The 26,477-nt window shown below is 52.9% G+C and carries 23 protein-coding genes; 19 read left to right on the top strand and 4 right to left on the bottom strand.

Translation table 11 applies throughout. The features are described 5' to 3' along the window. The first annotated feature begins 20 nt into the window (after nucleotides 1-20). The 10 genes from A3849_RS16645 (at nucleotide 21) to A3849_RS16600 (ending at nucleotide 15,108) form a co-directional block, all read left to right on the top strand. Complete coding sequence (locus A3849_RS16645) at nucleotides 21-1,013, top strand: 2-oxoacid:acceptor oxidoreductase family protein (protein ID WP_074101593.1); 993 nt, start codon at nucleotides 21-23, stop codon at nucleotides 1,011-1,013. Between the two features lie 20 nt (nucleotides 1,014-1,033). Next, entirely contained in the window at nucleotides 1,034-3,325 is a 2,292-nt protein-coding gene (locus tag A3849_RS16640) for a thiamine pyrophosphate-dependent enzyme (protein WP_074112418.1), read from the top strand. Nucleotides 3,326-3,495: 170 nt separating this feature from the next. Continuing rightward, the gene (locus A3849_RS16635; protein ID WP_074112417.1) at nucleotides 3,496-3,996 is read left to right on the top strand and encodes an NADH-quinone oxidoreductase subunit NuoE family protein; all 501 of its coding nucleotides are present in this window, start codon (nucleotides 3,496-3,498) and stop codon (nucleotides 3,994-3,996) included. A 42-nt stretch (nucleotides 3,997-4,038) separates the two neighbouring features. Further along, on the top strand, nucleotides 4,039-5,916 hold the full coding sequence (nuoF, locus tag A3849_RS16630; RefSeq protein ID WP_218619245.1) for an NADH-quinone oxidoreductase subunit NuoF: 1,878 nt from the start codon (nucleotides 4,039-4,041) through the stop codon (nucleotides 5,914-5,916). Nucleotides 5,917-5,933: 17 nt separating this feature from the next. After that, complete coding sequence (locus A3849_RS16625) at nucleotides 5,934-7,670, top strand: NADH-dependent [FeFe] hydrogenase, group A6 (protein WP_074112416.1); 1,737 nt, start codon at nucleotides 5,934-5,936, stop codon at nucleotides 7,668-7,670. Between the two features lie 47 nt (nucleotides 7,671-7,717). Then, a complete protein-coding gene (gene hydG / locus A3849_RS16620) occupies nucleotides 7,718-9,142 on the top strand; it encodes a [FeFe] hydrogenase H-cluster radical SAM maturase HydG (protein ID WP_483874378.1) in 1,425 nt (474 codons plus the stop codon). 26 nt (nucleotides 9,143-9,168) lie between these two features. Continuing rightward, the gene (hydF, locus tag A3849_RS16615) at nucleotides 9,169-10,359 is read left to right on the top strand and encodes a [FeFe] hydrogenase H-cluster maturation GTPase HydF (RefSeq protein WP_074112414.1); all 1,191 of its coding nucleotides are present in this window, start codon (nucleotides 9,169-9,171) and stop codon (nucleotides 10,357-10,359) included. After that, nucleotides 10,356-11,786, top strand: coding sequence for an aspartate ammonia-lyase (locus tag A3849_RS16610; RefSeq protein WP_256700797.1), 1,431 nt, complete (start codon nucleotides 10,356-10,358; stop codon nucleotides 11,784-11,786). The genes hydF (A3849_RS16615) and A3849_RS16610 overlap by 4 nt, the downstream gene beginning before the upstream one ends. Before the next feature lie 41 nt (nucleotides 11,787-11,827). Further along, nucleotides 11,828-13,096 (top strand): [FeFe] hydrogenase H-cluster maturation GTPase HydF, encoded by a 1,269-nt coding sequence (hydF, locus tag A3849_RS16605; RefSeq protein WP_074112413.1) that lies wholly within the window; start codon nucleotides 11,828-11,830, stop codon nucleotides 13,094-13,096. Between the two features lie 203 nt (nucleotides 13,097-13,299). Continuing rightward, nucleotides 13,300-15,108, top strand: a complete 1,809-nt coding sequence (locus A3849_RS16600; protein ID WP_074112412.1) for an ABC transporter ATP-binding protein — start codon at nucleotides 13,300-13,302, stop codon at nucleotides 15,106-15,108. A gap of 142 nt (nucleotides 15,109-15,250) precedes the next feature. On the opposite strand, the gene A3849_RS16595 is transcribed toward A3849_RS16600, so the two are convergent. Then, nucleotides 15,251-15,727, bottom strand: a complete 477-nt coding sequence (locus A3849_RS16595; RefSeq protein ID WP_074112411.1) for a GNAT family N-acetyltransferase — start codon at nucleotides 15,725-15,727, stop codon at nucleotides 15,251-15,253. Nucleotides 15,728-15,838: 111 nt separating this feature from the next. On the opposite strand from A3849_RS16595, the gene A3849_RS16590 reads away from it, so the two are divergent. Together A3849_RS16590 and bshB2 are read left to right on the top strand one after the other, a co-directional pair. Further along, nucleotides 15,839-16,183 (top strand): YojF family protein, encoded by a 345-nt coding sequence (locus A3849_RS16590; RefSeq protein WP_074112410.1) that lies wholly within the window; start codon nucleotides 15,839-15,841, stop codon nucleotides 16,181-16,183. A gap of 23 nt (nucleotides 16,184-16,206) precedes the next feature. Then, the gene (gene bshB2 / locus A3849_RS16585) at nucleotides 16,207-16,890 is read left to right on the top strand and encodes a bacillithiol biosynthesis deacetylase BshB2 (RefSeq protein WP_074112409.1); all 684 of its coding nucleotides are present in this window, start codon (nucleotides 16,207-16,209) and stop codon (nucleotides 16,888-16,890) included. Nucleotides 16,891-17,010: 120 nt separating this feature from the next. Here bshB2 and A3849_RS16580 read toward each other — a convergent pair whose 3' ends face one another. Beyond that, nucleotides 17,011-17,814, bottom strand: a complete 804-nt coding sequence (locus tag A3849_RS16580; protein WP_074101583.1) for a Cof-type HAD-IIB family hydrolase — start codon at nucleotides 17,812-17,814, stop codon at nucleotides 17,011-17,013. 268 nt (nucleotides 17,815-18,082) lie between these two features. After that, entirely contained in the window at nucleotides 18,083-19,027 is a 945-nt protein-coding gene (locus A3849_RS16575; protein WP_083613540.1) for a DMT family transporter, read from the bottom strand. Between the two features lie 238 nt (nucleotides 19,028-19,265). On the opposite strand from A3849_RS16575, the gene A3849_RS16570 reads away from it, so the two are divergent. Continuing rightward, the gene (locus A3849_RS16570) at nucleotides 19,266-19,985 is read left to right on the top strand and encodes a metal-dependent hydrolase (protein ID WP_074112407.1); all 720 of its coding nucleotides are present in this window, start codon (nucleotides 19,266-19,268) and stop codon (nucleotides 19,983-19,985) included. A 140-nt stretch (nucleotides 19,986-20,125) separates the two neighbouring features. On the opposite strand, the gene lplA is transcribed toward A3849_RS16570, so the two are convergent. Beyond that, nucleotides 20,126-21,127: a lipoate--protein ligase gene (gene lplA, locus A3849_RS16565; RefSeq protein WP_074112406.1), complete on the bottom strand. Its 1,002-nt coding sequence runs from the start codon at nucleotides 21,125-21,127 to the stop codon at nucleotides 20,126-20,128. Nucleotides 21,128-21,344: 217 nt separating this feature from the next. On the opposite strand from lplA, the gene cobD reads away from it, so the two are divergent. From cobD to A3849_RS16540, 6 genes are all read left to right on the top strand, one after another. Continuing rightward, a complete protein-coding gene (gene cobD / locus A3849_RS16560) occupies nucleotides 21,345-22,463 on the top strand; it encodes a threonine-phosphate decarboxylase CobD (RefSeq protein ID WP_074112405.1) in 1,119 nt (372 codons plus the stop codon). A gap of 482 nt (nucleotides 22,464-22,945) precedes the next feature. Next, nucleotides 22,946-23,128 carry a hypothetical protein gene (locus A3849_RS33345; protein WP_218619244.1) on the top strand — a complete coding sequence of 61 codons (183 nt, stop codon included), beginning with the start codon at nucleotides 22,946-22,948 and terminating at the stop codon, nucleotides 23,126-23,128. Continuing rightward, nucleotides 23,125-23,451: a GNAT family N-acetyltransferase gene (locus tag A3849_RS34005; RefSeq protein WP_372237772.1), complete on the top strand. Its 327-nt coding sequence runs from the start codon at nucleotides 23,125-23,127 to the stop codon at nucleotides 23,449-23,451. Before A3849_RS33345 ends, A3849_RS34005 begins: the two co-directional genes overlap by 4 nt. Before the next feature lie 172 nt (nucleotides 23,452-23,623). Beyond that, complete coding sequence (locus A3849_RS16550) at nucleotides 23,624-24,376, top strand: adenosylcobinamide amidohydrolase (protein ID WP_074112404.1); 753 nt, start codon at nucleotides 23,624-23,626, stop codon at nucleotides 24,374-24,376. A gap of 37 nt (nucleotides 24,377-24,413) precedes the next feature. Next, nucleotides 24,414-25,379, top strand: coding sequence for an adenosylcobinamide-phosphate synthase CbiB (cbiB, locus tag A3849_RS16545; RefSeq protein ID WP_074112403.1), 966 nt, complete (start codon nucleotides 24,414-24,416; stop codon nucleotides 25,377-25,379). Between the two features lie 9 nt (nucleotides 25,380-25,388). Continuing rightward, a complete protein-coding gene (locus A3849_RS16540; RefSeq protein ID WP_143191833.1) occupies nucleotides 25,389-26,210 on the top strand; it encodes a histidine phosphatase family protein in 822 nt (273 codons plus the stop codon). Nucleotides 26,211-26,477: the final 267 nt, after the last annotated feature.

Raw genomic sequence — 26,477 nt, 5'->3', positions numbered from 1 at the left:
AACTTTTAGGAGGAGATCTAATGTCAACGTTGCCAAAAAAGAATGCGCTGGGTTTTTATGAAATCCGTCTGGAATCCATCGGCGGACTTGGCGCCAACCTTGCAGGTAAAATGCTTGCCGAGACCGGTGCGATTGAGCTTGGCTTCAATGCATCCAACTTCTCGTCTTACGGCTCCGAAAAAAAAGGGACCCCTATCAAAACATTCGTCCGTTTCTGTGATCCTGAAGTCGAAATCAGGGACCATAGTCCAATTGAAGAGCCCCATCTGGTTGCTGTTTTTCATGAAGCCCTGTACAAGACGGTCAACGTTGTCAGTGGCCTGCAGCCGGACGGTGTTGTCCTGGTGAATACTTCGCGCGATTTCGATGAGGTCCGGGCAGACCTGAAGCTGGAATACGGCACGGTTGCGTTGGTGGATGCCATGGGAATTGCCGTTGAGGAGCAGACGAAAGTCAATACCTCGATGCTTGGCGCTATGTTCCGTATCTGTGATTTCCTTGATCCGGAAGCGATGCGCAAGGTCATCCGCAGAACCTTTGAGAAGAAATATCCGCACCTGGTGGAGCCGAACATCCGCACCTTCGACCGCGGATACAACGAAGTGAAATTCAAAACCTACGAAGTGCCTGCAGGGACGCAGGCTGTACCTTTCAAGCGTGCGCAGTCTCTGCTCGGCTACGAGACACAAGTTCCCGGCGGTGTAATTCTCGCGCAGGGCAACAGTATTCAGAAGGATCTGAGCGGCTCGCGTTCAGGTGTACTGCCGGTCCTTGATGTGGATTCATGCATTAGCTGCGCGGCATGCGACAATGTGTGCCCTGACAACTGTTTTGTCTGGGAGGAAGGCGAAGACAAGCGTGGACGGCCCCAGCAGATCCTGCTCGGCATCGACTATCACTACTGTAAAGGCTGCCTGAAATGCATTGAAGTATGCCCCACAGAAGCCCTCACCAGTATCCGTGAAGAAGTGGGTTTTGCCGAAGAGCATCGCGTTCCCCAAGTGTTCAAGTGATGGAAAGGGAGGAAACAACAATGGCTGTTAGTGAAAATGCACAGACGGAGATCATAGTAGCTGAACAAGTCACTCACTTCGAATCCGGCAATGAAATGGCGGCTACTGCCGCTGCTCAGATTAATTACCACATTATGGGTTATTTCCCCATTACGCCATCTACGGAAGTAGCCCAATACCTGGATCAGATGAAAGCGAATGGTCTGCATGATATTCAATTAATCGCAGCAGATGGTGAGCATGGTTCTGCCGGGATCTGCTACGGTGCGGCTATGGCGGGGGCACGCGTGATTAATGCAACCAGTTCCCAAGGTTTTCTGTATATGCTGGAGCAGCTTCCCACCCAGTCCGGGACACGGTTCCCGATGGTGCTTAACCTTGTTACCCGTGCAGTCAGCGGACCGCTTGATATTCGTGGAGATCATTCTGATTTGTACTATGGTCTTAATACAGGCTGGGTCATCCTGACTGCCAGCACGCCGCAGGCTGTATATGACATGAATATCATGGCTCTCAAAATAGCTGAACATTCTGAGGTTCGTCTGCCTGTAATCGTCGCTTATGACGGCTTCTTCACCTCCCACCAGAAACGCAAAGTCCAATACTTCAAAGAGAATGAAGTTGTACAGAATTTTGTAGGCCCGAATCCCAATCACAACTATCCCAATGTCTCGGACCCTGCCCATCCGGTGACCATAGGTGCGCATATGGGTGGCGATGACCTGCTGAATAACCACTATCAGCTGTCGGTAGCTCTGGATAAAGCAGGTGAGGTCTATGCGGAGGTCGCCCGGGAATATGCCGCCTTGTCAGGACGTGAACATAAGGTTCTCGACTTGTACCGTATGGATGATGCTGAAGTGGCTGTGTTCCTGCTGAACTCTGCAGGGGAATCCGCAAAGGATACCGTTGATGCGCTTCGGGCTAAAGGCATCCGGGCAGGTCTGGTCCGTCCCAACCTCATTCGTCCGTTCCCGGCGGAGCAGCTTCGCCAGGCCCTTAAGAACGTCAAGGCACTGCTTGTCGGTGAACGCGCTGATTCCTATGGGGCCCAGGGCGGTAACCTGACCCACGAGATCCGCTCTGCGCTGCAGGTAGATCCGGACAACAAGACAATCATCCTCTCCCGTATTTTTGGTCTGGGCGGCAAGGATTTCTATGCGGATGATGCGGAAGCTTTTTTTCAACTGGCTATGGATGCAGCGGATAAAGGGTATGCCGAGAAACCGTTCGACTATCATGGGTACTACCCCGGGGATGCCAAGGACGCACTTGTTCCGGTGATGGAACCGCTGCATGGCGATGCTTACAAAAGCGGCCTCATCCAGGTGACTCCCAGTGAAGATACCGGCCTGCTGAAAGTGAAGCTCCCTCCGCTTCGGCAATTGACTGCCAAGCCGCACCGCCTGGCCCCCGGGCATGGCGCCTGTCCCGGCTGTGGCGCACTTTCCGCACTGGAGCTGTTCTTCAAAGGAATCGAAGGCGATATGGTGGTCCTGTTCCAGACGGGCTGTGCGTATGTGGTGACAGCCAGCTATCCGTATTCCTCCCATAACCAGACCTTTGTACACAACCTGTTCCAGAACGGTGCAGCTACACTCGCCGGGATGGTGGATGCCTTCTATGAATTGAAGCGGCGCGGCGAAGTTCAGATTAGTGATGACATCACCTTCGTGATGGTGTCCGGCGACGGCGGCATGGATATCGGCATGGGGGCAACCGTAGGCGCGGCTCTCCGCAACCATAAAATGATCATCCTTGAATATGATAACGAGGGCTACATGAACACCGGCTCCCAACTGTCTTACTCGACTCCAATGGGACACATGACCAGCACCTCCGGGGTAGGGAAGACGCAAAAAGGTAAAAAAGGCCATCACAAGGATACGGCGCAAATTCTGGCGGCCTGCAACATTCCTTATGTGTTTACGGGTGCTGAATCCAATCCCCAGGATTTGCTGCAGAAGGCTGCCAAGGCACAGTGGTATGCCAATAATGTCGGTACTGCCTACGGAAAGCTGCTCTGCGCCTGCCCGCTGAACTGGAAGACGAGTGACCATAGCGGCTATGACCTGGTAAAAGCGGCTGTGGATTCCTGCTTCTTCCCGCTGTATGAAATCGAGCAGGGGATCACTAGCATCACCTACAATCCAGAGTTGAAGGGCAAGCGTATCCCGGCAGTGGAGTGGCTGAAGGGAATGGGTAAAACCAAACATCTGCTCAAGGATGAAGAACTGCTGCAAAATTTCGAAGCCGAAATTGAACGCCGCTGGAGCCGGCTGAAGCTCAAGAGTGAGAGTTCGCTGCTCTAACTGCCCTAGGGCAGGGTTGTGGGAGGCCGACAGATAAAGGAGTTGGCCTCATCCTCATCCTTTATAACTGAAAATCATTCTCATTACATTATATTTGGATTTCAGCTAAAGATGTTGCTTTTCTAAATATCGCGCTCAACTTTTTACCTTGAGTGGAGGGAGCATTCTTAATGGAACAACAACCAATCAGTAACTGTGGGGGCGTAGCGGAGGCCGACGAGAAGCTGCTGAAAGTCCAGGCCGCGATTTCGCAGTTCAAAATGATACAAGGGGCTCTGATTCCCGTGCTTCATGAAATTCAGGATATCTACGGCTATCTGCCGGAGCCCGTTCTCCAGATTGTATCTGCTGAACTTAATTTGCCGATGAGTGAAATCTATGGTGTGGCATCGTTTTATCATTTCTTTTCGCTGACCCCCAAAGGGGAGAATGTGGTCCATGTGTGCCTTGGCACAGCTTGCTATATCAAGGGTGCACAAGGTGTGCTTGACCGTCTGAGCACGGAGCTGAAGGTCCCAGTACAAGGAACCACCGAAGATAATAAATTCACACTGGAAGCGACCCGCTGTCTGGGGGCCTGCGGCCTTGCACCCGTCATGACCATTGGCGAAAAAGTTCATGGACGTCTGGTACCTAATAACATTCCGAAAATTCTGAAGGAATACAATTGATGCTCTTGCGCCTCTGGCGCATTTGATACGGGAGGTATGAGTATGAAGCTCTTAACGGATCTTGATGCTATCAGAACGCTTACGCAAGGCCGTCTGGATAACCGGAAAATCACCGGAGAATCTCCTGATTCCATCCGGTTCAGGTCAGTGATGGTATGCGGGGGGACAGGATGTACATCGTCCGATTCCAATCAGATTATTGTGAAGCTGAACCAGGAAATCGCAGACCACGGCATCCAGGAGCAGGTGGAAGTCGTGCGCACAGGCTGCTTCGGTCTATGCGAGCTCGGGCCAGTCGTCATCGTCTATCCGGAAGGTATATTTTATAGCAGGGTAGAGGTTCAGGATATTCCGAAGCTGGTGGAACAACATCTGCTCCACGGCAAACCTTACGAGAAGAAGATTTACGAGAAGACCAAACAGGACGGCGAAATCCTGAACTTTGAAGAAACGGAATTCTACAAAAAACAAGTGCGGATCGCCTTGCACAACTGCGGGGTTATTGACCCGGAAAATATTGATGAGTACATCGGCAGTGACGGCTATCAGGCACTTGGCAAGGTGCTCAAGACCATGGGACGCCAGGAGGTGATTGATACCATCAAGCAATCGGGTCTGCGGGGACGCGGCGGCGGCGGGTTCAACACAGGTCTGAAGTGGGAATTTGCAGCCAAGCAGGATAAGAAGCAAAAGTACGTCATTTGTAATGCGGACGAAGGGGACCCCGGGGCATTTATGGACCGCTCAATCCTCGAAGGCAACCCCCACTCGGTCATAGAGGCGATGGCGATTGCCGGGTATGCCATTGGTTCCAGCCAAGGCTTCATCTATGTCCGTGCAGAATATCCAATCGCCGTCCAACGCTTTGTGAAAGCGCTTGCCCAAGCCCGTGAATATGGTCTGCTCGGCGATAATATCCTGGGAACCGGCTTTAGCTTTAGCATTGATGTACGGCTTGGAGCCGGAGCTTTTGTCTGCGGAGAAGAAACAGCCCTGATCCACTCGGTGGAGGGCCACCGGGGAATGCCAACACCCAAACCGCCTTTTCCGGCCGTTCAAGGTCTGTGGGAGCAGCCGACGATCATCAATAATGTTGAGACCCTGGCGAATGTTGCTCAGATTATTCTGAAAGGTGCCGCATGGTATGCAAGTATCGGAACCGAAAAGTCTAAGGGCACCAAAGTATTCGCTTTGGGCGGGAAAGTCGTGAATACCGGCCTGGTTGAAGTTCCCATGGGAATAACTTTGCGTGAAGTAATCTTTGAAATCGGCGGCGGGATTCCGGGCGGCAAAAAATTCAAGGCGGTACAGACCGGAGGGCCTTCCGGCGGCTGTCTGACAGAAGAGCATCTGGACTGCAGCATTGATTTTGATACGCTGACCAGTCTGGGTTCGATGATGGGCTCCGGCGGCATGATCATCATGGATGAAGATACCTGCATGGTCGACGTTGCCCGGTTCTACCTGGATTTCACACGCGATGAGTCCTGCGGGAAATGCACGCCTTGCCGCATAGGCACCAAACGTCTGCTGGAGCTGCTCGACAAGATCACTGAAGGAAAAGGAAGTATGGAGGATCTCGAGAAGCTTGAGAATCTCTCGGTTCAGATCAAGAATGCCTCCCTGTGTGCCTTGGGCCAGACCGCTCCGAATCCGGTATTGTCCACCATCAAGTATTTCCGCGAAGAGTACATGGCCCATATTATCGACAAAAAATGTCCGTCAGGCGTCTGTAAATCACTGATTTCTTATCAAATCGATCCTGATCTGTGCCGGGGCTGCAGCCTTTGTGCCAAAAAGTGTCCAACGGATGCGATCTCCGGTGAAATGAAGGAACCGTTTGTCATCGACACGGCGGTCTGCATCAAGTGCGGGGTCTGCTTCGATGTATGCAAGTTCAAAGCCGTAGCGATAGTCTGACGAGAGGAGTGATTACTTTGGATACGATTAAAATCATGATCGACGGGATCGAAGCAGAAGTCGCCAAAGGTACGACTGTGCTCGAAGCCGCCCGTAATCAAGGCGCCCATATACCCTCCCTGTGTTATTTGAAAGGAATCAACCACTCGTCCAGCTGCCGGGTATGTGTGGTTGAAGTGGGGCCGAGGCTCATTGCCTCCTGCACGCTGATTGCGGAAGAAGGCATGAAGATCCAGACGAACACCAAAAAGGTCCGGGACGCCCGCCGTGCTTCCGTCGAGCTTTTGCTGTCCGATCATAATCAGGAATGTCTCAGCTGCTCCCGAAGCGGCGGCTGTGAGCTGCAGGACGTCTCCAGTAATCTTAATATCCGTAAAGTGACTTACACCGGTGAGCAATCCAGCCAGGAGAAGGACTATACTTCCCCGGCTATCGTCCGTGATGCATCGAAATGTATCCTTTGCGGCCGCTGCGTCGGGGCTTGCGGGACTATGCAGACCGTGGGTGCGATCAGCTTTGCGAAGCGCGGGTTTGATACGGTGATCTCCACCGCATTTGGCCGTCCGCTTGCCGAGTCCACCTGTGTCAACTGCGGCCAGTGTATTATGGCTTGTCCTGTAGGCGCACTTAGTGAGCGTGAGAATATCGACGATGTGTGGGATGCTCTCGCAGACCCGGCCAAATATGTTGTTGTCCAGACAGCGCCTGCTGTCCGTGTAGCCCTGGGAGAAGAATTTGGCCTGCCGGTTGGAACCCGGGTTACCGGAAAAATGGTCGCAGCCCTGCGGAAGCTTGGATTTGATAAAGTATTTGATGCTAACTTTGGCGCCGATCTTACCATTATGGAAGAAGGGACCGAACTTCTCTCCCGCCTTGGCAGCGGAGAGAACCTGCCGCTTATGACGTCCTGCTGCCCCGGCTGGGTGAAATTTATGGAGCATAACTTCCCTGACAGGCTGGGTAACCTGTCTACCTGCAAATCGCCTCATGAAATGGAAGGCTCCATGGTGAAATCCTTCTTTGCCAAGAAAGCGGGGATAGATCCAAAGAGTATTGTTGTTGTCTCCATCATGCCTTGTACCGCCAAGAAGTACGAAGGTGCACGTGAAGAGCTGTCAAGGGAAGGACTGCAGGATGTCGACTGGGTCCTCACCACCCGTGAGCTTGCGGCCATGGTCAAAGAAGCCGGTATAGACTTTGTGAACCTGCAGGATGAAGCGTTTGATAATCCAATCGGTAAGGGTTCGGGTGCTGCTGTTATTTTTGGTGCAACCGGTGGTGTGGCAGAAGCCGCACTTCGTACCGTGTTCGAGATCACCTCAGGCAAAGCACTCGATACCATTGAATATACCGCTGTCCGTGGCATGGAGGGCATTAAGGAAACCGTCATTGATTTGCCCACCGGCCAGAGAATTCGTACGGCTGTTGTTCATGGTCTCGGCAACGCGCGTAAGCTGATGGAAGCGATGGAGCGGGGTGACAAGACCTATGACTTCATGGAAGTGATGGCCTGCCCCGGCGGCTGTATCACCGGCGGGGGACAGCCCATCGTGGATGCGGGAACCTCCGAGCGGATCGATATTAAGGCTGAGCGCGCAAAAGCCATCTACACCGAAGATGAGGCCCAAACGGTTCGCAAATCGCATAACAATCCTTTTATAAAAGCATTGTATGAAGAATTCTTAGGGGAGCCTAACGGTCACCTAGCACACGAACTGCTGCATACTCACTATACCAAGCGGTCCAAGGTTTAAGCTTATGCCCACAAGCTTTGAGGTCTAGTTCATGGAGGTTGATGGATGTGCGGAAGGGTTGGGAAGCAGCAGATTTTATCAATGATGAGGAAATTCGCCTGAGTCTGGAAGAAGCCAAAGTGAAGGCGGGCGATTCCGCCTATGTCCAGACCATTTTGGAGAAAGCGAGAGCGTGCAAGGGACTGACCCACCGGGAGGCGGCTGTCCTGCTTGAAGTCGCAGAGACTGAGGTGCTTGACAGCATTAACCGCTCGGCCAAGGTAATCAAAGAGAAAATTTACGGTAACCGTATAGTATTGTTCGCTCCACTATATATAAGCAACTATTGCGTCAATAACTGCGAGTACTGCGGATATAAACACACCAACGAGGATTTTCTGCGGCGGAAGCTGGATCTGGATGAGTTGGCGGATGAGGTCCGTGTGCTTCAGGAGCTGGGCCATAAACGGCTTGTGGTTGAAGCAGGAGAAGATCCGGTGAACTGTGACATTGACTATGTTGTCGAAGCGATCAAGACGATCTATTCGGTTAAGGTAGATAACGGGAGCATCCGTCGTGTGAACATTAATATCGCAGCTACTACCATTGAAGATTACACGAAGCTTAGGGATGCAGAGATCGGGACCTATATTTTGTTCCAGGAGACCTACCACAGACCCACCTATGCTGCCATGCACCCTAAGGGACCCAAAAGCGATTACGACTGGCACACTACAGCCATGGACCGGGCGCAAATGGGAGGAATTGATGATGTGGGGATAGGCGTTCTCTACGGCCTGTATGACTATAAGTACGATACCGTTGCTATGCTGATGCATGCGGAGCATTTGGAGGAGCGGTTTGGGGTAGGCCCTCACACCGTTTCCGTTCCCAGATTGCGGGAGGCGGAGGGCGTGAATCTGGAAGTGTATCCGCATTTGGTGAAGGATGAGGACTTCAAAAGGCTGGTTGCCGTCTTGCGGCTCGCCGTTCCTTATGCCGGAATGATTCTGTCCACCCGCGAAGAACCGTCATTCCGTGATGAGGTGATTAAGCTTGGCATTTCACAGGTGAGTGCAGGCTCCAGTACGGGGGTCGGGGGATACATGGAGACCAAACAGGGAACCGGAGGCCGGCCGCAAGAGAAGCCTCAATTCGAAGTCAGCGACCATCGTTCGCCGGAGGAAATTATCCGCGGACTGTGCCAGGACGGATATGTTCCCAGCTATTGTACAGCCTGCTATCGGGAAGGACGGACAGGGGACCGTTTTATGCGGCTTGCCAAATCCGGACAGATTCATAATATATGCCAGCCGAACTCCCTGTTAACTTTTAAAGAATATTTACTTGATTACGCAGATGAAACGACCCGTACCCTGGGAGAAGAGATCATTCGCAAGGGGCTTGAGGATATTCCTAAGGAAGCCGCGAGAAAAGCAACGATGGACCGGCTCCGGCGCATTGAGAACGGTGAACGGGATTTGCGTTTCTAAAATCGCATATTGAGGAGAGAATTGCTATGCAATTTACACCACAATCTAACAAAATGCACATTGCTGTTTTTGGCAAAAGAAATGCCGGGAAGTCCAGTCTGATCAACGCGCTCACAGGGAAATCGACCTTGCTGGTCAGTGATGAGCCCGGAACGACAGCTGAACCCATTTTTCAATATGTGGAGATCAAAAATGTGGGGACCGCTATTATCGTAGATACAGCCGGAATCGATGATGCTGACCTCTTCCGCGTGCAAAAAACGAGAGAGGTGATGGATCTGACCGATCTGGGCATCATGATCTTCTCGGATGAAGCGGGCGACTACAAGCTGGAGAAGGAATGGGTGCACGAGCTGGACAAACGGAACATTCCCGTCATTGGCGTCATTGCCAAAACCGACGATCATTATGTTGATATTGATTCGCTGAAGGCGGCTCTGAATGTCCCCATCGTGAAGCTCAGTGTGAAGCGGAATTCCAATCTTGGCAGTCTGCGCCATGCTATGAGCGCCTTGGCTCCTGCTGAATTTGAACGAAACAGCATTGTAGGTGATCTCGTGAACCTGGGGGACCTGGTCGTTATGGTAATGCCGGAGATGATCCCTGCTCCCAAATACCGGCTGGTTGCCTCCCAGCAGCAAATCCTCCGCGACCTGCTCGATCATCACGCGATAGCGTTGTCGGTTACTGAAGAAGAGCTGCCTGACCTGCTCGCGCGCTTAAACAAGCTGCCTGATCTTGTTATTACCGATTCGCAGGTATTTGACAGAGTGAATGAGATTATACCGGCGAGTGTGCCATTAACCACCTTTGCGATTCTGATGGCTCGTTTTAAGGGGGATTTGAAAACCTTTGTGACCGGTGCCGGGATGATATCCAGCCTGAAGCCTGGGGATAAGGTACTGCTGTCAGAGGCCTGTATCCACCACCCGCATAACGGAGAGATCGACCGTATGCTCGTCAAAGCCAAACTGCAGGAAATGGCTGGCGGCGGGCTGGATATTACGACAAGTGTGGGGCCTGATTTCCCTGATGACGTCTCCGGTTATAAACTGATCGTTCACTGCGGCGGCTGTATATTCAACCGGAAGCAACTGATGATGCGGCTGCGGAGTTCGGGTGTGCAAAACGTGCCGATTACCAACTATGGCATCGCCTTTGCCTATTTTCACGGGATTCTGCCGCGTGTGCTGGAAGTCCTGGAAGTGAAGGCTTGAGCAGGCTGTCCAGGGTGGAGAACCCGCTGCAGTCTTTCCGCGAAGAGCAGGATGCACTGGGTGCCAGGAATATACCAAAAGCAGTGTATTACGGGATTCATACCGCTAGGGCTATGGACAATTTCGCTGTAAGTGGCAGAATGGTCAACGTTCATTTGCTTCATGGCCTAATAACAGTGAAGAAAGCTGCGGCACAGGCTCATTTGCAGCTGAATACCTATCCGGCAGCGATAGCCCGGGCGATTGTGCAGGCCTGTGATGAGCTTCTGGCCGGTGCCCACAGGGAGCAATTTACAGTAGATGCCATGCAGGGCGGTGCCGGGACATCAGCTAATATGAATGTGAACGAAGTCATCGCTAATCGTGCTATTGAGCTCATGGGCGGAGAGCGGGGAGATTATTCACAGGTTCATCCGCTCGATCACGTTAACTGCTGCCAATCCACCAATGACATCTATCCCACGGCATTGAGAATTGCTGCAATCGGGCTGGTTCGGCTGCTGAGTCAAGCTTTTGCGTCCTTGCAGGAAGCCCTTCAGGAGAAAGAGCATGCCTTCGCCGATGTGCTCAAGCTGGGCCGTACCGAGCTCATGGATGCCTTGCCGATGATGGCAGGGCAGGGCTTCGGAGCATATGCCAAAGCGGTAGCCCGGGACCGCTGGCGCCTGTACAAAGTGGAGGAGCGGCTCAGGGAGATCAACATTGGGGGAACTGCAATTGGCACAGGCCTCAATGCACCGGTAAAATATACGTTTTTGATGACTGATATTTTGCAGGATCTGACCGGCTACGGGCTGGCCCGGAGTGAATATCCGATGGACCCTACGCAGAATATGGATGTTTTCGCTGAAGTATCCGGGCTGTTGAAGGCGGCTTCTATTAATCTATTGAAAATTTCCGGTGATCTGCGTCTGCTGGCCAGCGGGCCGGTTGGGGGCTTGGGGGAGCTTGAATTGCCGGCGGTGCAGGCAGGCTCCTCCATTATGCCGGGTAAAGTCAATCCGGTAATGGCAGAGATGGCGGGGCTTGTGGCAATGCGTGTCATTGCCAATGATACGGCTGTAACGATGGCGGCTGCGGGCGGTCAGCTGGAGCTGAATGCGTTCATGCCGCTGATCGCGGATGCGCTCCTGGAGTCCCTGGAGGTCCTGGCCAATGCTGTAAGGCTGTTCGAAGAGCGCTGTGTCCGCGGCATCCGGATCTGTGAGCAGCGGTGTTATGAAAGGGTTGAGAATTCCTCCGCTTTGGCAGCCGCGCTGATACACCACATCGGATACGAGAAAAGTGCTGAGGTAGCCAAGCGGGCAAGCCAAGAAGGCAAAACGGTGCGGCAGGTACTGCTGGAGGCTCAGCTTCTACCGGAGGCTGAGCTGGATCAAATCCTGAATCCGTATCAAATAACCAAACCGGGTGTACCCGGTAAATAAGTCCAGCTCTGCGCTAGCCGCTGGGGGAAGGAGAGAACCGTGTGAGTGTGAACGATACCCCGCGCCCGAATCGCCTGCATATCGCCCTGTTTGGCAGGAGCAACGCAGGAAAATCAAGTCTGATCAACGCAATCACCAAACAGGATGCCGCGGTTGTGTCACCCGTCAAAGGAACGACAACAGATCCGGTGTATAAAGCTATGGAGCTGTTGCCGCTCGGGCCAGTAGTATTTATTGATACCGCTGGTCTGGATGAGGCGGGTGAGCTGGGTGAGCTGAGGAAACAGAAGACGTTGGAGGTGCTTAACCAATCCGATATGGCCCTGATCGTTGTCGATGCTGTCTGCGGTGTGAACCCGTGTGACCGGCAGATTGCCGGGACCATCAGCAGCAAGGGTATCCCCACAATGGGCATTTTGAATAAAATAGACTGCATAGCGGACCAGCAGACATCCCATGCGGGTGATCTTGCTGTTCTTGTTGATCAGGCGGAGCAGGAACTGGGCTGTAAGGTGATCCCTGTATCTGCACTTGAGCAGCAGGGAATTAGCGGACTGATGAAGGCACTGATTGCTGCTGCGCCGGATGCCGAGGATAAATTCCGCATTATCGGCGACCTGGTCTCTCCGGGAGACTTGGTCGTACTGGTGGTTCCGATTGACAAGGCAGCGCCCAAAGGCAGATTGATTCTTCCGCAGCAGCAGACCATCCGTGACCTGCTGGAGAGCGACGCCATTGCGGTGGTTACGAAGGAATTCGAGCTGAAGGAAACGCTGGAGAGTCTCGGTAAGAAGCCCCGGCTTGTGGTGACAGATTCACAGGTATTCCTGAAGGCTGCAGCTGATACACCCAAAGACATTCCGCTTACCTCATTTTCTATCCTGTTTGCCCGGCACAAAGGTAATCTGGAAGAGATGGTGAGGGGGGCGCTTGCCATCGACGGGCTTCAGCATGGTGACAGAGTGCTCATTGCCGAGGCCTGTACCCATCACGGGCAGGCAGATGATATCGGCAAAGTGAAGATTCCGCGCTGGATCCGGCAAGCCACCGGCAAGCAGCTGCAATTCGAATACGCCAGTGGCATGAAGTTCCCGGACAATCTGGACGATTACTCCCTTATTGTGCACTGTGGGGGCTGTATGCTGAACCGCAGACAGATGCTCTGGCGGGTGGAGCAAGCGATTAGGGCCGGGGTGCCCATCGTCAATTATGGCGTTGCGATAGCCTATGTCCAGGGTATTCTGGAGCGGGCGATTTCACCGTTTCCGCTTGCCCGTATAGCCTGGGAAGAGAGTGGGACGCATGAGTGATTTGCGTTTGTGTAAGTGGGATGACCGCCTTTCTGGAACCGAAGGGCGGTTTTTCTATGGGTTTTCCTTGCATAGGTTCTGCTCCTGAATATTAATTTTCCTTTCAAAGAAAGATAGCCGCCTATATAATGGGAATCACTTGTGGCTGATTTGGTTGAAAATTGAAATTTGCGAAGAACTGAATTTTAGAGGGAGATGATGGATTGAAGCAGAAAGGCGCATTTTCGAGGTTGAGTACATATATGCTGAAGCACAAGCTGCTCTATGCCGTACTGTTGCTGATCACATTGTTCAGCATTGTTCTGGATCTGACAATGGCCTGGTTTTTGGCCAGAATTACGGATGCGGCGGTCCGTAAGGATGTGGAGGCTTTCAGCGGACTCGCCTGGTTCGGGGGGCTTTTCCTGATTACCGCAGGCGTGAGCAGCTATTTCAGTGCCTACCTCAAAATCAATATCTCCGCCAAGATCAGAAATGAGCTGCGCCTGGATCTGATGAACCATACGCTGCTGCTGCCGCAATCCTATTTTGACCGCAATCATTCCGGAGATCTATTGTCCCGTTTTACCAATGATAATCAATCGGTCGGAGAAGCCTGCGGACAGGTTATGATTGATCTTTTGCGCAATCCGCTCTTGGCTGTGGCGTCTTTTGCCTATCTGATCTATATTAACTGGCTGCTTGCACTGATCTGTATTACCATGGGGCCGCTGCTCTATCTGGTCGGTAAGGTTTTTGGCAAAGCGATGCGGAAGAACAGTGTGCAGGTACAGGAGAATATGAGCCGGACGACTTCATTTCTGAACGATATTCTGGGCAGCAGTATGGTCTTCAAGTCATTCTCGATTGAGCGCAGACTGATGAAGCAGTACAAAGGCTACAGTGACAGCATTAATGCCGGAGAGCAGAATCGGGGACGGATTGAAGGGGCTACGGGGGCACTGTCCTCTGTATTAGGAAATCTCACCTTTCTGCTGGCTCTGGTCATCGCGGGATATTTTGTCGCCAAAGGTTCGCTTGAGGTAGGAGCCATGATCGCATTCATTCAATTAATGAATTATCTGGTTATGCCTTTCTCGGCGCTGCCGGGACTGGTGGCCTCCATGCAGCAGTCGCTGGGAGCGGCGCAGCGGATCTTTGAGGTGATGGATGCGCCTGCTGAGGTAGAGGCTCTGCCGGAGAAACAAATGCAGCATCCCGAGTTTGAGCAGCTTAGTCTGTCGGAAGTAACGTTCAGTTATCCCGGGGCCGGGAAGCTTAGCTTAAACCAGGTTAGTCTTGAATTGCCGCAGGGGATGCAGATGGCGGTGGTCGGGCCGAGCGGAGGCGGGAAGTCTACGTTATTCAAGCTTCTGCTGGGCTTCTACAATCCGGATGAAGGCGAGATTTTAATCAATGGACAAACGGTTCAGGGGATGAGTCTGGAGCAGCTTAGAAGCCACTTTGCCTATGTGCCACAGGAGTCCGGGCTGTATACAGGCAGTATCCGCGAAAATATCCGCAATGGCAGGCAGGATGCGTCGGAGGAAGAGGTAATAGAGGCGCTTCGTCAGGCCAATGCCTATGATTTCGTAATGGAGCTGCCTGAAGGGGTAGACTCTGAGATCGGCGAGCATGGCTCGCGGCTCTCCGGCGGCCAGCGCCAGCGGCTTTCGATTGCAAGAGCGATGCTGAAGAACGCGCCGATTCTGTTGCTGGATGAAGCAACAGCCGCGCTGGATAACGAATCGGAGAAAATGGTGCAGCAGGCCATCCGCAAGCTGATGAAGGACAAAACCACCATCGTCATTGCCCACCGTCTGTCAACGATTCAGAGCGCCGACGTCATTCTGGTGATGGAGAACGGGGAGATTGTAGAGCGCGGTAACCATGAGGAACTGCTTGCGTCAGAAGGGCGCTACTATGATCTCTACAACTCCCAGTTGGAGCGGGATGAGACGGAGGGGCAGGAAGAAAAGGCATCGAATGAAATGTATGGGGATAAGCAGGGAGTTCTCCTCTCTCAAAACTAAAATTTGAGGGGGAAGCATGAACATAAATGATAATTATCTAAAAGAACAATTAAGCCATGTATATTGGATAAATGGCGGATCTTGGGCCGCAAAGACCTGGTGAGATCGGAACGGCAATAACGCTGTTGAGACTTGCTGCATATCACAGCCGCAATACGGTGATTGGCTCGTTGTCGCAGATTTCGCCGTTGTCACGGAAGCCGAAACTTTCATAGAGCTTTTTCGCGGTGATGTTATCGGCTTCATAGGGGATCCAGCAGTAATGTGCGGGCCCGGCCGGAAAGGTGCGGATAAATTCCAGGATTTTTGTCATGGCTTCCCGGCCGTAGCCCCGGTTCTGATACTGCTTGCCGATCATCAGCCGCAAGATGCAATAGCTGTCGTCTGCGATGGACGGCAGTTCGTATCCGGTAATTCCATACGTCAGCATCACAAACCCGACTGGCTCCTCATCCGCATAAATGGCAAATGGAAATGGATGTCCCCCATTGGTTGCAAGGACATAACACGAAGCCACGCTTGACAGATTGGACGCTACAAAGCGGTTTTGATCTTCTGAAACTTCAAGATTGAAGAGGATACGCCGGTTCTCCAGCGTGATTGTTCTAAGTGTAATCATACAGGTCATCCCCTTTCGGTGAATAGTCACCCGGACTAAGCACTATTGTATATTCTCCCGGGTCATATGCTAAAATGGCACTAATACATTCTACCAGACAAGGAGGCCGCCATGCAGCCGATACTCCCCGAAGATATCCAGTTCCGGATCGATCAACTTGCCAATCAGGAACTTTATGTACACCTTGAACTTACGACAGGCGCCTATGCCAGTCATCTGGACAGTACCCGGCATCCGGCATCAGCCTTCATCTCCAATGCGGTGATCCGGTATACACAAGGTTCTATCTCTGGTACAGGTCCATACCGGGTGGGCTTAAAGACAACGCTTGGCTGGATTTATGCCGAAGGCCTTACACACATTGATGAAATGGACAAGGATCGGTTAATCCTGGCAGGGCATGACAGTCAGGGAAAGCTAATTGTTGCCTTGCAACTAAGCCGGGACAAGTTTTGATGAAAGCGGAGGATCAAACATCTATGAATCATAATCAAGCCGAACACCAGCGAATCCTGGTTGTGCTCCCTCATCCCGACGACGAATCTTTTGTTGCATCAGGGACGTTATCAATGTATATAGCAAGCGGTGCCCAGGTCACCTATGCTTGTCTGACCCTGGGAGAGATGGGGCGCAACATGGGCATCCCGCCGTTCGCGAACCGTGTCACCTTGACGGCAATCCGTAAGGATGAACTGGCTGCCTCCTGCCTTGCGATCGGTATCCAGGATCTAAGAATGCTCGGGTTCCACGATAAAATGATCGAATTCGAAGACGAGGAACTTCTGGATTCTCAGATTATGGAGCTGCTCAAGGAACTGAAGCCATCGCTGGTCATCACCTTCTATCCAGGGTACAGTGTGCATCCCGATCACGATGCCACCGGAGCTGCTGTCATCCGAACGATTGGCCGGCTCCCTGCGGCAGAGCGTCCATTGGTATATTGCAGCGCGTTCGCCAGCAATCGCGAGCAAATGATCGGAAAAGCGGATGTCACCATAGACGTAACCGAATTCCTTGCGAAGAAAATGGCCTCGATTCAGGCGCACCGGACGCAATTCCAAGCGGCAGAGCTTGTGGGAAACCAGGATCTTACGGAAGAGGAAATGCGGAGGCGGTTTGGAACGGAACAGTTCTGGACCTACCGGTTTGTTGAATCTTCGTAACATTGTTATGAAATTGTACGAATCTTAAGTTATCTTACAGTAACACAAAGGGTGCCTTACAGCCGGATCACAACCGGAGAAAGGCACCCTTTGTACTGCGCTAGAGCAAGCTTACGCTCCCTATTCTACAGTGTGCAGGATGAATTTATCGATGGCGTATTTCACACCGTCCTCATTGTTGCTGAGGGTGATGAAATCGGCAATGTCCTTCAGCGCCGGGATTGCGTTAGCCATGGCTACGCCAAGGCCGGCAGCTTCGAGCATTTCGTGGTCATTCCAGGAGTCGCCGACGGCGATGGTTTCGGACAGCTCGCAGCCGAAGTGGGCTGCCAGGAACTCCAGAGCCAGACCCTTAGTACCCTCATGGTGCATGATCTCCAGGAAATGCGGCTTGGATTTCGTGATGTGTACGGAATCGCCCAGCAGCTCGCGCAGAATCGGTGACAGCTCATCCAGGAAGGCCGGATCGTCGATGATCAGCATCTTTGGTGTTTTTTGCGGAACAAGCTTTTCCCAGTCCGGCTCAATAAAGTATTGGGTTCCGTTGAGTGTGGCATAGTCAATCAGTTTTTGATTTTCTTCACGCGCATACAGCTTGTCATCAATGTAGGTCTGTAAGTGCAGGTTATGCTCTACGCAATAGCTGAACAGCTTCCGTACGGCATCTTGTGGCACATAACGCTCGTAGAGCACCTTTTCATCCATCAGGTTCTTCACAAGTGCACCCTGGTAGGTGATAATCGGCACGTTCAGTCCGGTCTGGCGGGCGATGGCCTGCGCGGAAGCATAGGCGCGTCCGGTAGCCAGGGTAACCACAACACCTGCGGCAACGGCCTGTTCCAGTGCTGTCTGTGTGGCAGGGGTAACTTCCTTGGTATCCGTAATCAGGGTGTCATCAATATCGATTGCAATCAATTTGTACATGCAGGTTCTCTCCTAATGGTTTGGTGAGCGCAGCCAACGAGTGTGTTCACACCCGTGCGGTACGCTGTAGTAATCATGCTGTGAGCCTATGCGGAAGGCTAGACTCTTTCTCTAATAGGCGGAGAACTTGGGGGAACTCAGGCTTTTTTTCTAAAATGCTGCATTTGCTGCCTGGTATCAGGTCCCCTCAAGTCATCCCGCATTTTGCCTTTGCTTCAAGCATCGTTCGGGTGAATCTCTGTACATAAGCTCAATTTGTCTGATCAAATCATTTATCTGATGAAATCAGAAGGCCAGGTTCTTCACTTTCTTGGGCCGCAGGTCCAGGTTCCGGGCTAAGTTCGGCCATCAGCATAGCTGCAAGAATACATAGACAGCCAAGCAACGCCGACACGCCGAGCGTCTCCCCGCCAAACACCAGTCCTGTCAGGGCAGCGAATACTGGCTCCGTGGCAAAGATAATCGCCACCCGGGAGGGTGTAGTGTATTTCTGGCAGGCGGTCTGAATCCAGAAGGCAAACGCGCTGGTCGGTCCGATGGAGACGAGCAGTGCCCACACTACCTCTGGTTTCAGGATCAGTGCCCCGCTGTGCGCAAGCGGGGCAGGCCCATCCACAAGCAGGGAAGCGAGGGCGCTGAGCAGCCCGACAAAGGCAAGCTGCAGCGTGGCCAGCGGCAGCGCCGGATACTGCGGAGCATATACGCCGGTATATGCGACCTGCAGCGCAAAGGCGACGGCACATAGCAGGACGAGTGCATCGCCCCGGTTCAGGGACAGCGCAGAGCCGGTGAAGGTGAGCAGGTAGAGGCCTGCCACCGCGAGTCCTGCGCTGAACCAGGTATACCGTGAGATGGCATGCCGTAACAAGGCCAGCGACAGGAAAGGGACGAGGACTACCGACAGTCCAGTGATAAACCCGGTGTTGGACGTAGTGGTATAGAGCAGTCCCATCGTCTGGAAGCCATAGCCCAGGAACAGAAAAAGACCCAGCAATAAGGCGTGCCCAGTCATGCGCCAGCTCAGCAGCCTCCATTCCCGGCGGTAGAAAACGGCGGTGATCAGCGCCAGCAGCACGGCGGCACCGGTGAAACGGATGCTGTTAAATGCGAGCGGCGGCAGCACCTTGACTGCGCTTTGCACAATCAGAAACGTACATCCCCACATCATCGCCACCAGCAGCAGACTGAGATCAGCTATTCGGGAGCGATTCACACAGGTCATCCTTTCTTGGTACGGGAGTTTCGGATCAAGTTGTCCAAATTGTATCTTAAAACAGGGGGGAGGACAAGACAGAACTGTGCGCAGGGCAGGCGGGATAAGGGCCTTGGCACCCGAAAAACAGCCAAAGGCTGGACAAAAAAGCAAGCAATTGTTATACTTCGATAACCGTACACTTGTTCTTATTTTTGTACAAGATAAACCCTACACCTTAGAAAGGAGCGGGTACACCATGATGGGCAAATCCCATTTCATCATCAGCACCGGGGTTACCCTATCGGTCATGAGCCTGCTCGGCCATGAGATTACGATTCCGGCGGTTGCCGTAGCGGGACTTAGCGCCCTCTTGCCTGATATCGATGAGCCCAATTCTCTGCTGGTGCGCAAAGCTCTGCCTGAATTCCTACTGCGAATCCTGCAGGTGGCTCTGATCGGGGCGGCCATCTATCTGTATTTTGCCGGAATCGCCGCACCGCCCTGGAACATTGCGTTGGCGCTGCTTGTCGGAAGCGTATCCTTCCTGCCGGGCAGGCGTCTGCGGCATCTGGTGATGCTGCTGCTGGCACTGGGGCTGTTTGCGTTCGCGGAAGACTACGATCCATGGAACTACATTGCGGCCTGTGTGCTCGTCGTATCCTCGGTTGTTCCGCACCGCGGACTGACACATACGCTGTACGGCGTGGCTGGCTGGGGAGCGTTACTTTATTTTGCCTCGCTTGGTATGAACGACGGCGGCAGCCTCTGGATTGCAGGAGGCATGTCCTACGCGCTGCATCTGCTGGCTGATTCCCTGACCCAGCGCGGCATTACCCCGCTGCCTCCACTGCCCTTCAAGCTTCGCTTGAAGCTGATGAGCACAGGGACGAAGAAAGGCAACGCGGTGGAGAAGTTCTGCATCATACTTACGCTTGCACTGGTTACGTATGTTTTTGTGCTTACTCCCGGTATATAAAGTGCTTTTGCCCGAGGACATCAAAAAGGCTTTCTGCGGATCATTCACAGAAGGCCTTTTTGGTCGTTGGAAGAAGGGAGGGCTGGTTCCTGCAAGAGTGGCTCATCCCTCTTTCCAGATTCGGGTCCGCTAACCAGGAGCTATTCCTCCAGGAATATCAACCCGATGAAGTCCTCCGGCTCAATCCGGCCGAAATAATGCTTCAGGTCCAGCCCGGATAGGGCATCTCTGACCTCTGCATTTTCATAGCGTTTGCCGCGCAGCGCGTTCTCCACGTCCACCACATCGCCGACGCCGAAGAAGTCGCCGTAGATTTTGATATCCTTAATGTAGGAATCTTCAATGTCCATGCGGATATCGACGAGCCCTGCCGGGAACTTACGGGTATGCTTTATATTGCTTTTTGGCGAGAGGCCGTAGTTCCAATCCCAGTTCTGGTAATGCTCCTTGGAAATTTCGTTAATCCGCACCCAGTCGTCCTGAGTCAGCTTATACTGCGGAACCTCCGAAGGCTCCATGCCGAAGATGGAACGCAGCAGGCCCTCACGGAATTCCTCAATGGTCATGTCGCTTCCAAGCAGCTCTTTGATATTAGCCACGCGGCTGCGCACGGATTTGGTGCTCTTGGATTTGAATTTCTCCGGGTTCACATTCAGGGAGGCCTGCACATCGTCCAGATTGAGATCGAACATCAGGGTGCCGTGGCTGAACATGCGACCGCGTGTGGAGAACTGTGCATTGCCGGAGATTTTTTGCTCCCCGACCTGAAGATCATTGCGTCCGCTCAGCTCGGCATTCACACCCATGGACTGCAGGTAGTCGATGACCGGCTGGGTGAATTTCAGGAAATTATGGAAAGACTGCCCGTCGTCTTTGGTAATGAAGGAGAAGTTGAGATTTCCGAGATCGTGATAGACAGCCCCGCCGCCGGACAACCGCCGCACGACCTGGATATTGTTGTCCTTCACGTATTCCTGGTTGATCTCTTCAATGGTATTCTGATGTTTGCCGATGATAATGGACGGGCTGTTGATATAAAAAAGCAGATAGCTGTCGTCCATCGGCAGATTCTTGAGCGCAAATTCCTCAATCGCGAGATTGATCGATGCGTCTGTAATTCCGGTGTTATCGATAAAAAGCATAGTAAATTCCTCCGCTTGGGCATGATGAACTGCTGTAGTTATTTTAAACCAAAAGTGTGGATTGTACAAAAGAACCAATGGTTGCGGCGAGGCAGAGGCATATCTGCGGCAAGCGGCATTCTCTTGCGGTGCGGGGATGCAAAACATTGACGTATTTCCGGCAATGGGGCAATAATGGGGACAATGAGTGAATAGAAAGATAAAGAGGAGTGTAGGCATGCTTGAAAAATACGGCCACGGCGGTGATTTGCTGACGGCTGCGGAATTGTACGGGGAGGGGAGCGGTGCTTTTGTTGATTTTAGCGCAAATATCAACCCCCTTGGTCCGCCGCCCGGTGTGCTGGACCTGCTGCGGGATTCATTAACTGCCATAACGGCCTATCCCGATCCCGGGCACCGCAGACTGAAGTCCCTGTTTGCGGAGAATCTGGGGGTAGACAACGACTGCATTACGGTGGGCAACGGGGCGGCGGAATCGATGGCACTGCTGCTCTTAGCAGTGAAACCGCGTAAGGTGGGCATCATCGAGCCCTGCTTCTCGGAATACCGCCAGCTCGCAGAGCAATTCGGTGCAGAGGTCATATCCGTTCAAGGCACGAAGGAGCAGGGCTACCGTGCCGGTGCGGATAACATCGCCGGGCTGCTGGAACAGGTGGATCTGCTGTTCCTCGGGCAGCCGAATAACCCGAATGGCGTCCAGTATGCGCTGGACGAACTCCGGGTGCTGGCGCAGCAGGCGGAGCGCTGCGGGGCGGTGCTGGCGGTGGATGAAGCGTTCATCGACTTCATCCCCGAAGAGCGGCGGCAATCGCTGCTGCCGGAGCTTGGGGCTTATCGTCAGACGGTGCTGATCCGTTCGATGACGAAATTTTATGCCATTCCGGGGCTGCGACTGGGTTTCACCATCGCAGCTCCGGAGCTTGCCGCGGCCATGACCGGCAAGCAGGTGACCTGGAGCGTGAACGGCCTGGCGCTGCTGGCCGGGGAAGCCTGCCTGCGCAGCGGGCGCGAGTATGAGGAGCGCACGCGCGGGCTGATTACCGCAGAGCGCGAAGCGCTGCGGCAGGGTCTGCTGCGGCTCGGCTGCGAGGTGCCGCCGGGCGAAGCGAACTTCCTGCTGCTCGGACTGCCCGCAGGGTGGAGCGCTGCAGCCATGCAGGAGAGGCTGGGCCGCAGCGGCATTCTCGTGCGCAGCTGCGCGATGTATCCGGGCCTTACGCCGGGGCATATCCGCGTCGCGGTCAAAGGAAACGAGGACAACGCACGTCTTCTTCACCAACTGGAGGAGACGCTGCGGGCGGGAGTAAAGGATGAAGGAGACGGAAGGATGGACTAAAGACCGGTAGCGTAGGGAAGCAGGCTGACAGCGGAATGAAATACGCGTGAATGAGTTAGCGGAAATGAGATAAGCGTGAATGAGATAAGCGTGAATCCGATAAGCGGAATGAGTACAGTCAAATACCTAATGCCTCTGCTCGCTGGCCTGGTTTATTGCAAAGTGGAATTAGTATAACTAATTGGCAGAAATCCACGCTACAGCGGGCATTAGTGGGATTTTCTACAACTAAATCAGGCGAAATTCCTACATATCTGCTGATAGGGCCGGATTAAGTTTACTTTTTCCAACTAGCTCCTTCGGGAGAGTCGACAGGTGCAGATTCGTTGGAGGAATTCCACTTATATATCGAGGTCGTCTGAGTATGTCCCCATTCCACTGGAATGGCATGATGTTTATATCAAATCATACATAATGGGAATAAGAGCGATATAAAACTATGCATCTAAGTGTACCGAAAATCATTTTAGGAGTTTGAAATTATGAATATAGAAGTTGTAAAAGTACCTGTGGAAGAGAAAGCAATATTGAAAAATCTATTGAAAATGTATTGCTACGAGTGGTCACAGTATAATAAATTTGATGTAAATGACAAAGGCGAATATGAATTTGAATATCATATTTCTGATTATTGGGATAAAGAAAAACACTATCCGTTTTCGTGAAAGTGAATGGAATATTAGCAGGGTTTGTCCTAATTGATGATGATTTCGTATTACATCCTAATTTTGATTATTCAATGGGTGAATTTTTTATTTTGCATAAGTATCGCCGATCCGGAGTAGGACGATATGCGGCAAAAGCTGTATTTGACATGTTTCGCGGGAAATGGGAAATAGGAGAACATCCGGATAATATTTCGTCTATTAGATTTTGGGATAGCATTATTAATGAATATACCGATGGTAAATATGAAATCATAAAATCTTGTTCAAATCTTGTATATCATGATGGAACATGTGGTAACGTTATTTCATTTGAGAATTAGCGTTTTTTCTGTGTAAGATGGGTATGATCTGAAATTACTTCTATAGTTTTATGAAGATAAATTGAATTTTGTTTATCACAACATTTTTTAGATCTAACTCTTTTTCTGATTTATTGTTTCCGGTAGTTATAGTAGTTATTGAACATTAATGCTGTGAGAGGAGCGGGATCAAATGGGTGAAGTACAGCTTCCTTTTAACCCAGGCAGCGGCGCGGCGGTGTATCACTCTAGCGTCTGGCCTGGACTTGTGCTCGAATGGAAGCAGGAGCATCTGCTGCTGGAATTCCCGGTTGAAGCGGAAGGGCTGTCGAGCGCGGTGTACGGCGGTGGGATGGTCCGTCTGAAACGGGCGGTCAACCAGTTCGTCAGCCGTGATTATGAGTGCAGCAATCCGGTGCGTGATATGGAGAACAAATTGCGCGAATGGGGTTATCCGCTGGAAGGCTGCGCCGGTCTGATGACAGCGGTGCCGCTGGAGCATGCTGCTGTTGCCGAGGAGGATATCGGTTCGGCGGGTATTTTCTGCTGTGTTACCGCAGCCTCTGGTAATGCCGCGCGCGCCGGAGTCCGGCGGAACGTGTTGGCCGCTTACCGCTCCGGGACGATCAACATCATGCTGGGCATTGACGGCCGGCTGACTCCGTCTGCGATGGTCAATGCCGTGATAACGGCAACCGAGGCGAAGGCTGCCGCGCTCGCCGATCTCGGGATCACAGATCCCGAGAATGGCCTGATTGCCACTGGTACCACTACAGATGCTATTGTGCTCGCAGTGAGTGGGAGCGGACGCTACGCTGCAGAGCATGTCTACGCCGGAACCGCCACCGACCTGGGCGGAGCGATTGGCAGGCTGGTGTATGCCGCTGTAACGGCAAGCCTCGGATCAGTGAAAGCAGCCCAACTGGCAAGGAAGGACAGCCAATGAGCCGCATAAGCAACAAGCCGCTTGCGGGTGCTGCCCGGTGAAGCTAGCAATTATTTTACTTGCAGCCTATGTGCTGGACCGGATTATAGGCGACCCGCGCAGTATCCCTCATCCGGTGGTGCTTATGGGAAAAGCGATTACAGCTCTTGAACGGCTGATCCGCCGCTTCTGCACGCAGCCGCGCACTCTGAAACGCGCAGGAATTCTGCTTCCGCTGCTGGTCGCTGGCGGAGCCTGGGGAGTGACAGCAGCCCTTCTAATGCTGCTATCCAGGGTATCGCCTGGGCTGGGCTGGGCAGCGGAGGTCTGGCTGATCGCTACAACTATTGCCTCTAAGGGACTAAAAGATGCCGGGATGGCCGTCTATGTGGAGCTGCGCAAGGGAGATATCCCTGCAGCCCGCACAGCACTCGGGATGATCGTTGGCCGCGACACCACCAAGCTGGAGAGCCCGGATATTGTCCGGGGCACGGTGGAGACTGTGGCGGAGAATATTGTGGATGCGATTATTTCTCCGCTGTTCTTCGCCCTGCTCGGCGGAGCACCGCTGGCCATGGCTTACCGTGCGGTGAATACGCTGGATTCCATGGTCGGCTACAAAAACGACAAATACCGTGATCTCGGATGGGCCTCAGCCCGGCTCGATGACGTAGCCAATTACATAGCGGCGCGGATGACAGCAGTGCTGTTAGTCTTGTGCGCCTGTCTGCTGCGTCTGGACTGGCGCAGCAGCTGGCGTATTGTGAGGCGCGATGCGCGCCGCCATCCCAGCCCGAACAGCGGATTCCCCGAATCGGCGGTAGCCGGAGCGCTTGGCATCCGTCTGGGCGGCGAAAATGTATACCACGGCGTGGCCTCGTTCCGCGCCTACATGGGCGACCCCCTCCGCACTATGGAGCCGGAGGACATCATTCTTGCCTCACGGCTGATGCTGTGGTCTTCCGCCATATTTGTCTGCCTGTGTGCAGCGGCGGTTATGCTGTGGCACGGGATTGGAGGCTGATCCAGAGAGATGGCAAATAACCTAGCCGGATTGGACGCTGAGCATGTACTGCACCCTGAGTATATGCCGGGCGCCCGGAATGAAAGGAAACCTGAGGAAGCACTGAATCCTGAGTATGAACCGGACCCTGGACAGGATGTGGACCCTGAGAGTGAACCAGACCCTAAGAGTGAACCAGACCCTGTGAATGAACGGGCATGTGAGAGCAAAGTAGAACTTCAAGTCGAGCTTGAGCTGGTGCTGATCCGCCATGGACATACCCAGTGGAATGCCGAACACCGTTACCTGGGCAGCACCGATCTTCCGCTGCTGCCTGAATCGGAGGTGAAGCTGTCTGCTCTAAGGCACCAGCCCGAACTTGCCGGCAGCTTCTGGCGTGTGTACTGCAGTGATTTGCGCAGATGCCGGGAGACACTGGCGGTCATTGCCCCTTCCCTCGGGCAGTCGGCAGTGTACGATTCACGGCTGCGCGAGATGAGCTTTGGTGCTTGGGAGGGACAGAATTATGAGCAGCTGCAGAATAATCCAAGCTATCGGAGCTGGATTGATGATCCTACGGCGTTTGCCCCGCCGGGCGGAGAATCCTGGGCAGTATTCACCGGACGTGTGGAGAGTTTTTTGTCCGACCTGCTCCATACAGCTGCCGAGGCGTCCGGCCCTAGGAATGGACCTTTAAGAGTGCTGATTGTGACTCACGGCGGCGTTATCCGCCAGATGCTGGCACGGACAACCGCTGGGCTTGGCTTCCGTGAAGCTGCTGCACCTCCGCCGGGAACGGCAACCACGGTGAGGCTGCGGTGGCGCGGAGGGGAAGAAGGCAGCTGTCACTGAGTAAAGTGAAAAAACTAATTTGTGAATTTCACCGATTATTCGACGATTAGGTGGAAAAAGTAGATTTAATTTCCTCCATTTCCACCCATTCAGTGTGATATGGAGCAAATAAGTGGAATTTTTCCCGCTAAGCATCTCCGTGGTGGTCTCTCAGCAGAATGAAGTGGATAAATTCCACCAAAGCTAGCCACCTCGCAAATAGGGGTAATTTGTGTTCCAACAGCCGTAAGCGATCGCCCGGAGCACCCGGCCTTACCAGCTTCTATA

The sequence above is a fragment of the Paenibacillus sp. P46E genome, assembly GCF_001909095.1.
Classification (GTDB): domain Bacteria; phylum Bacillota; class Bacilli; order Paenibacillales; family Paenibacillaceae; genus Paenibacillus_AQ; species Paenibacillus_AQ helianthi.
This window is presented reverse-complemented; position numbering and strand designations above follow the sequence as displayed.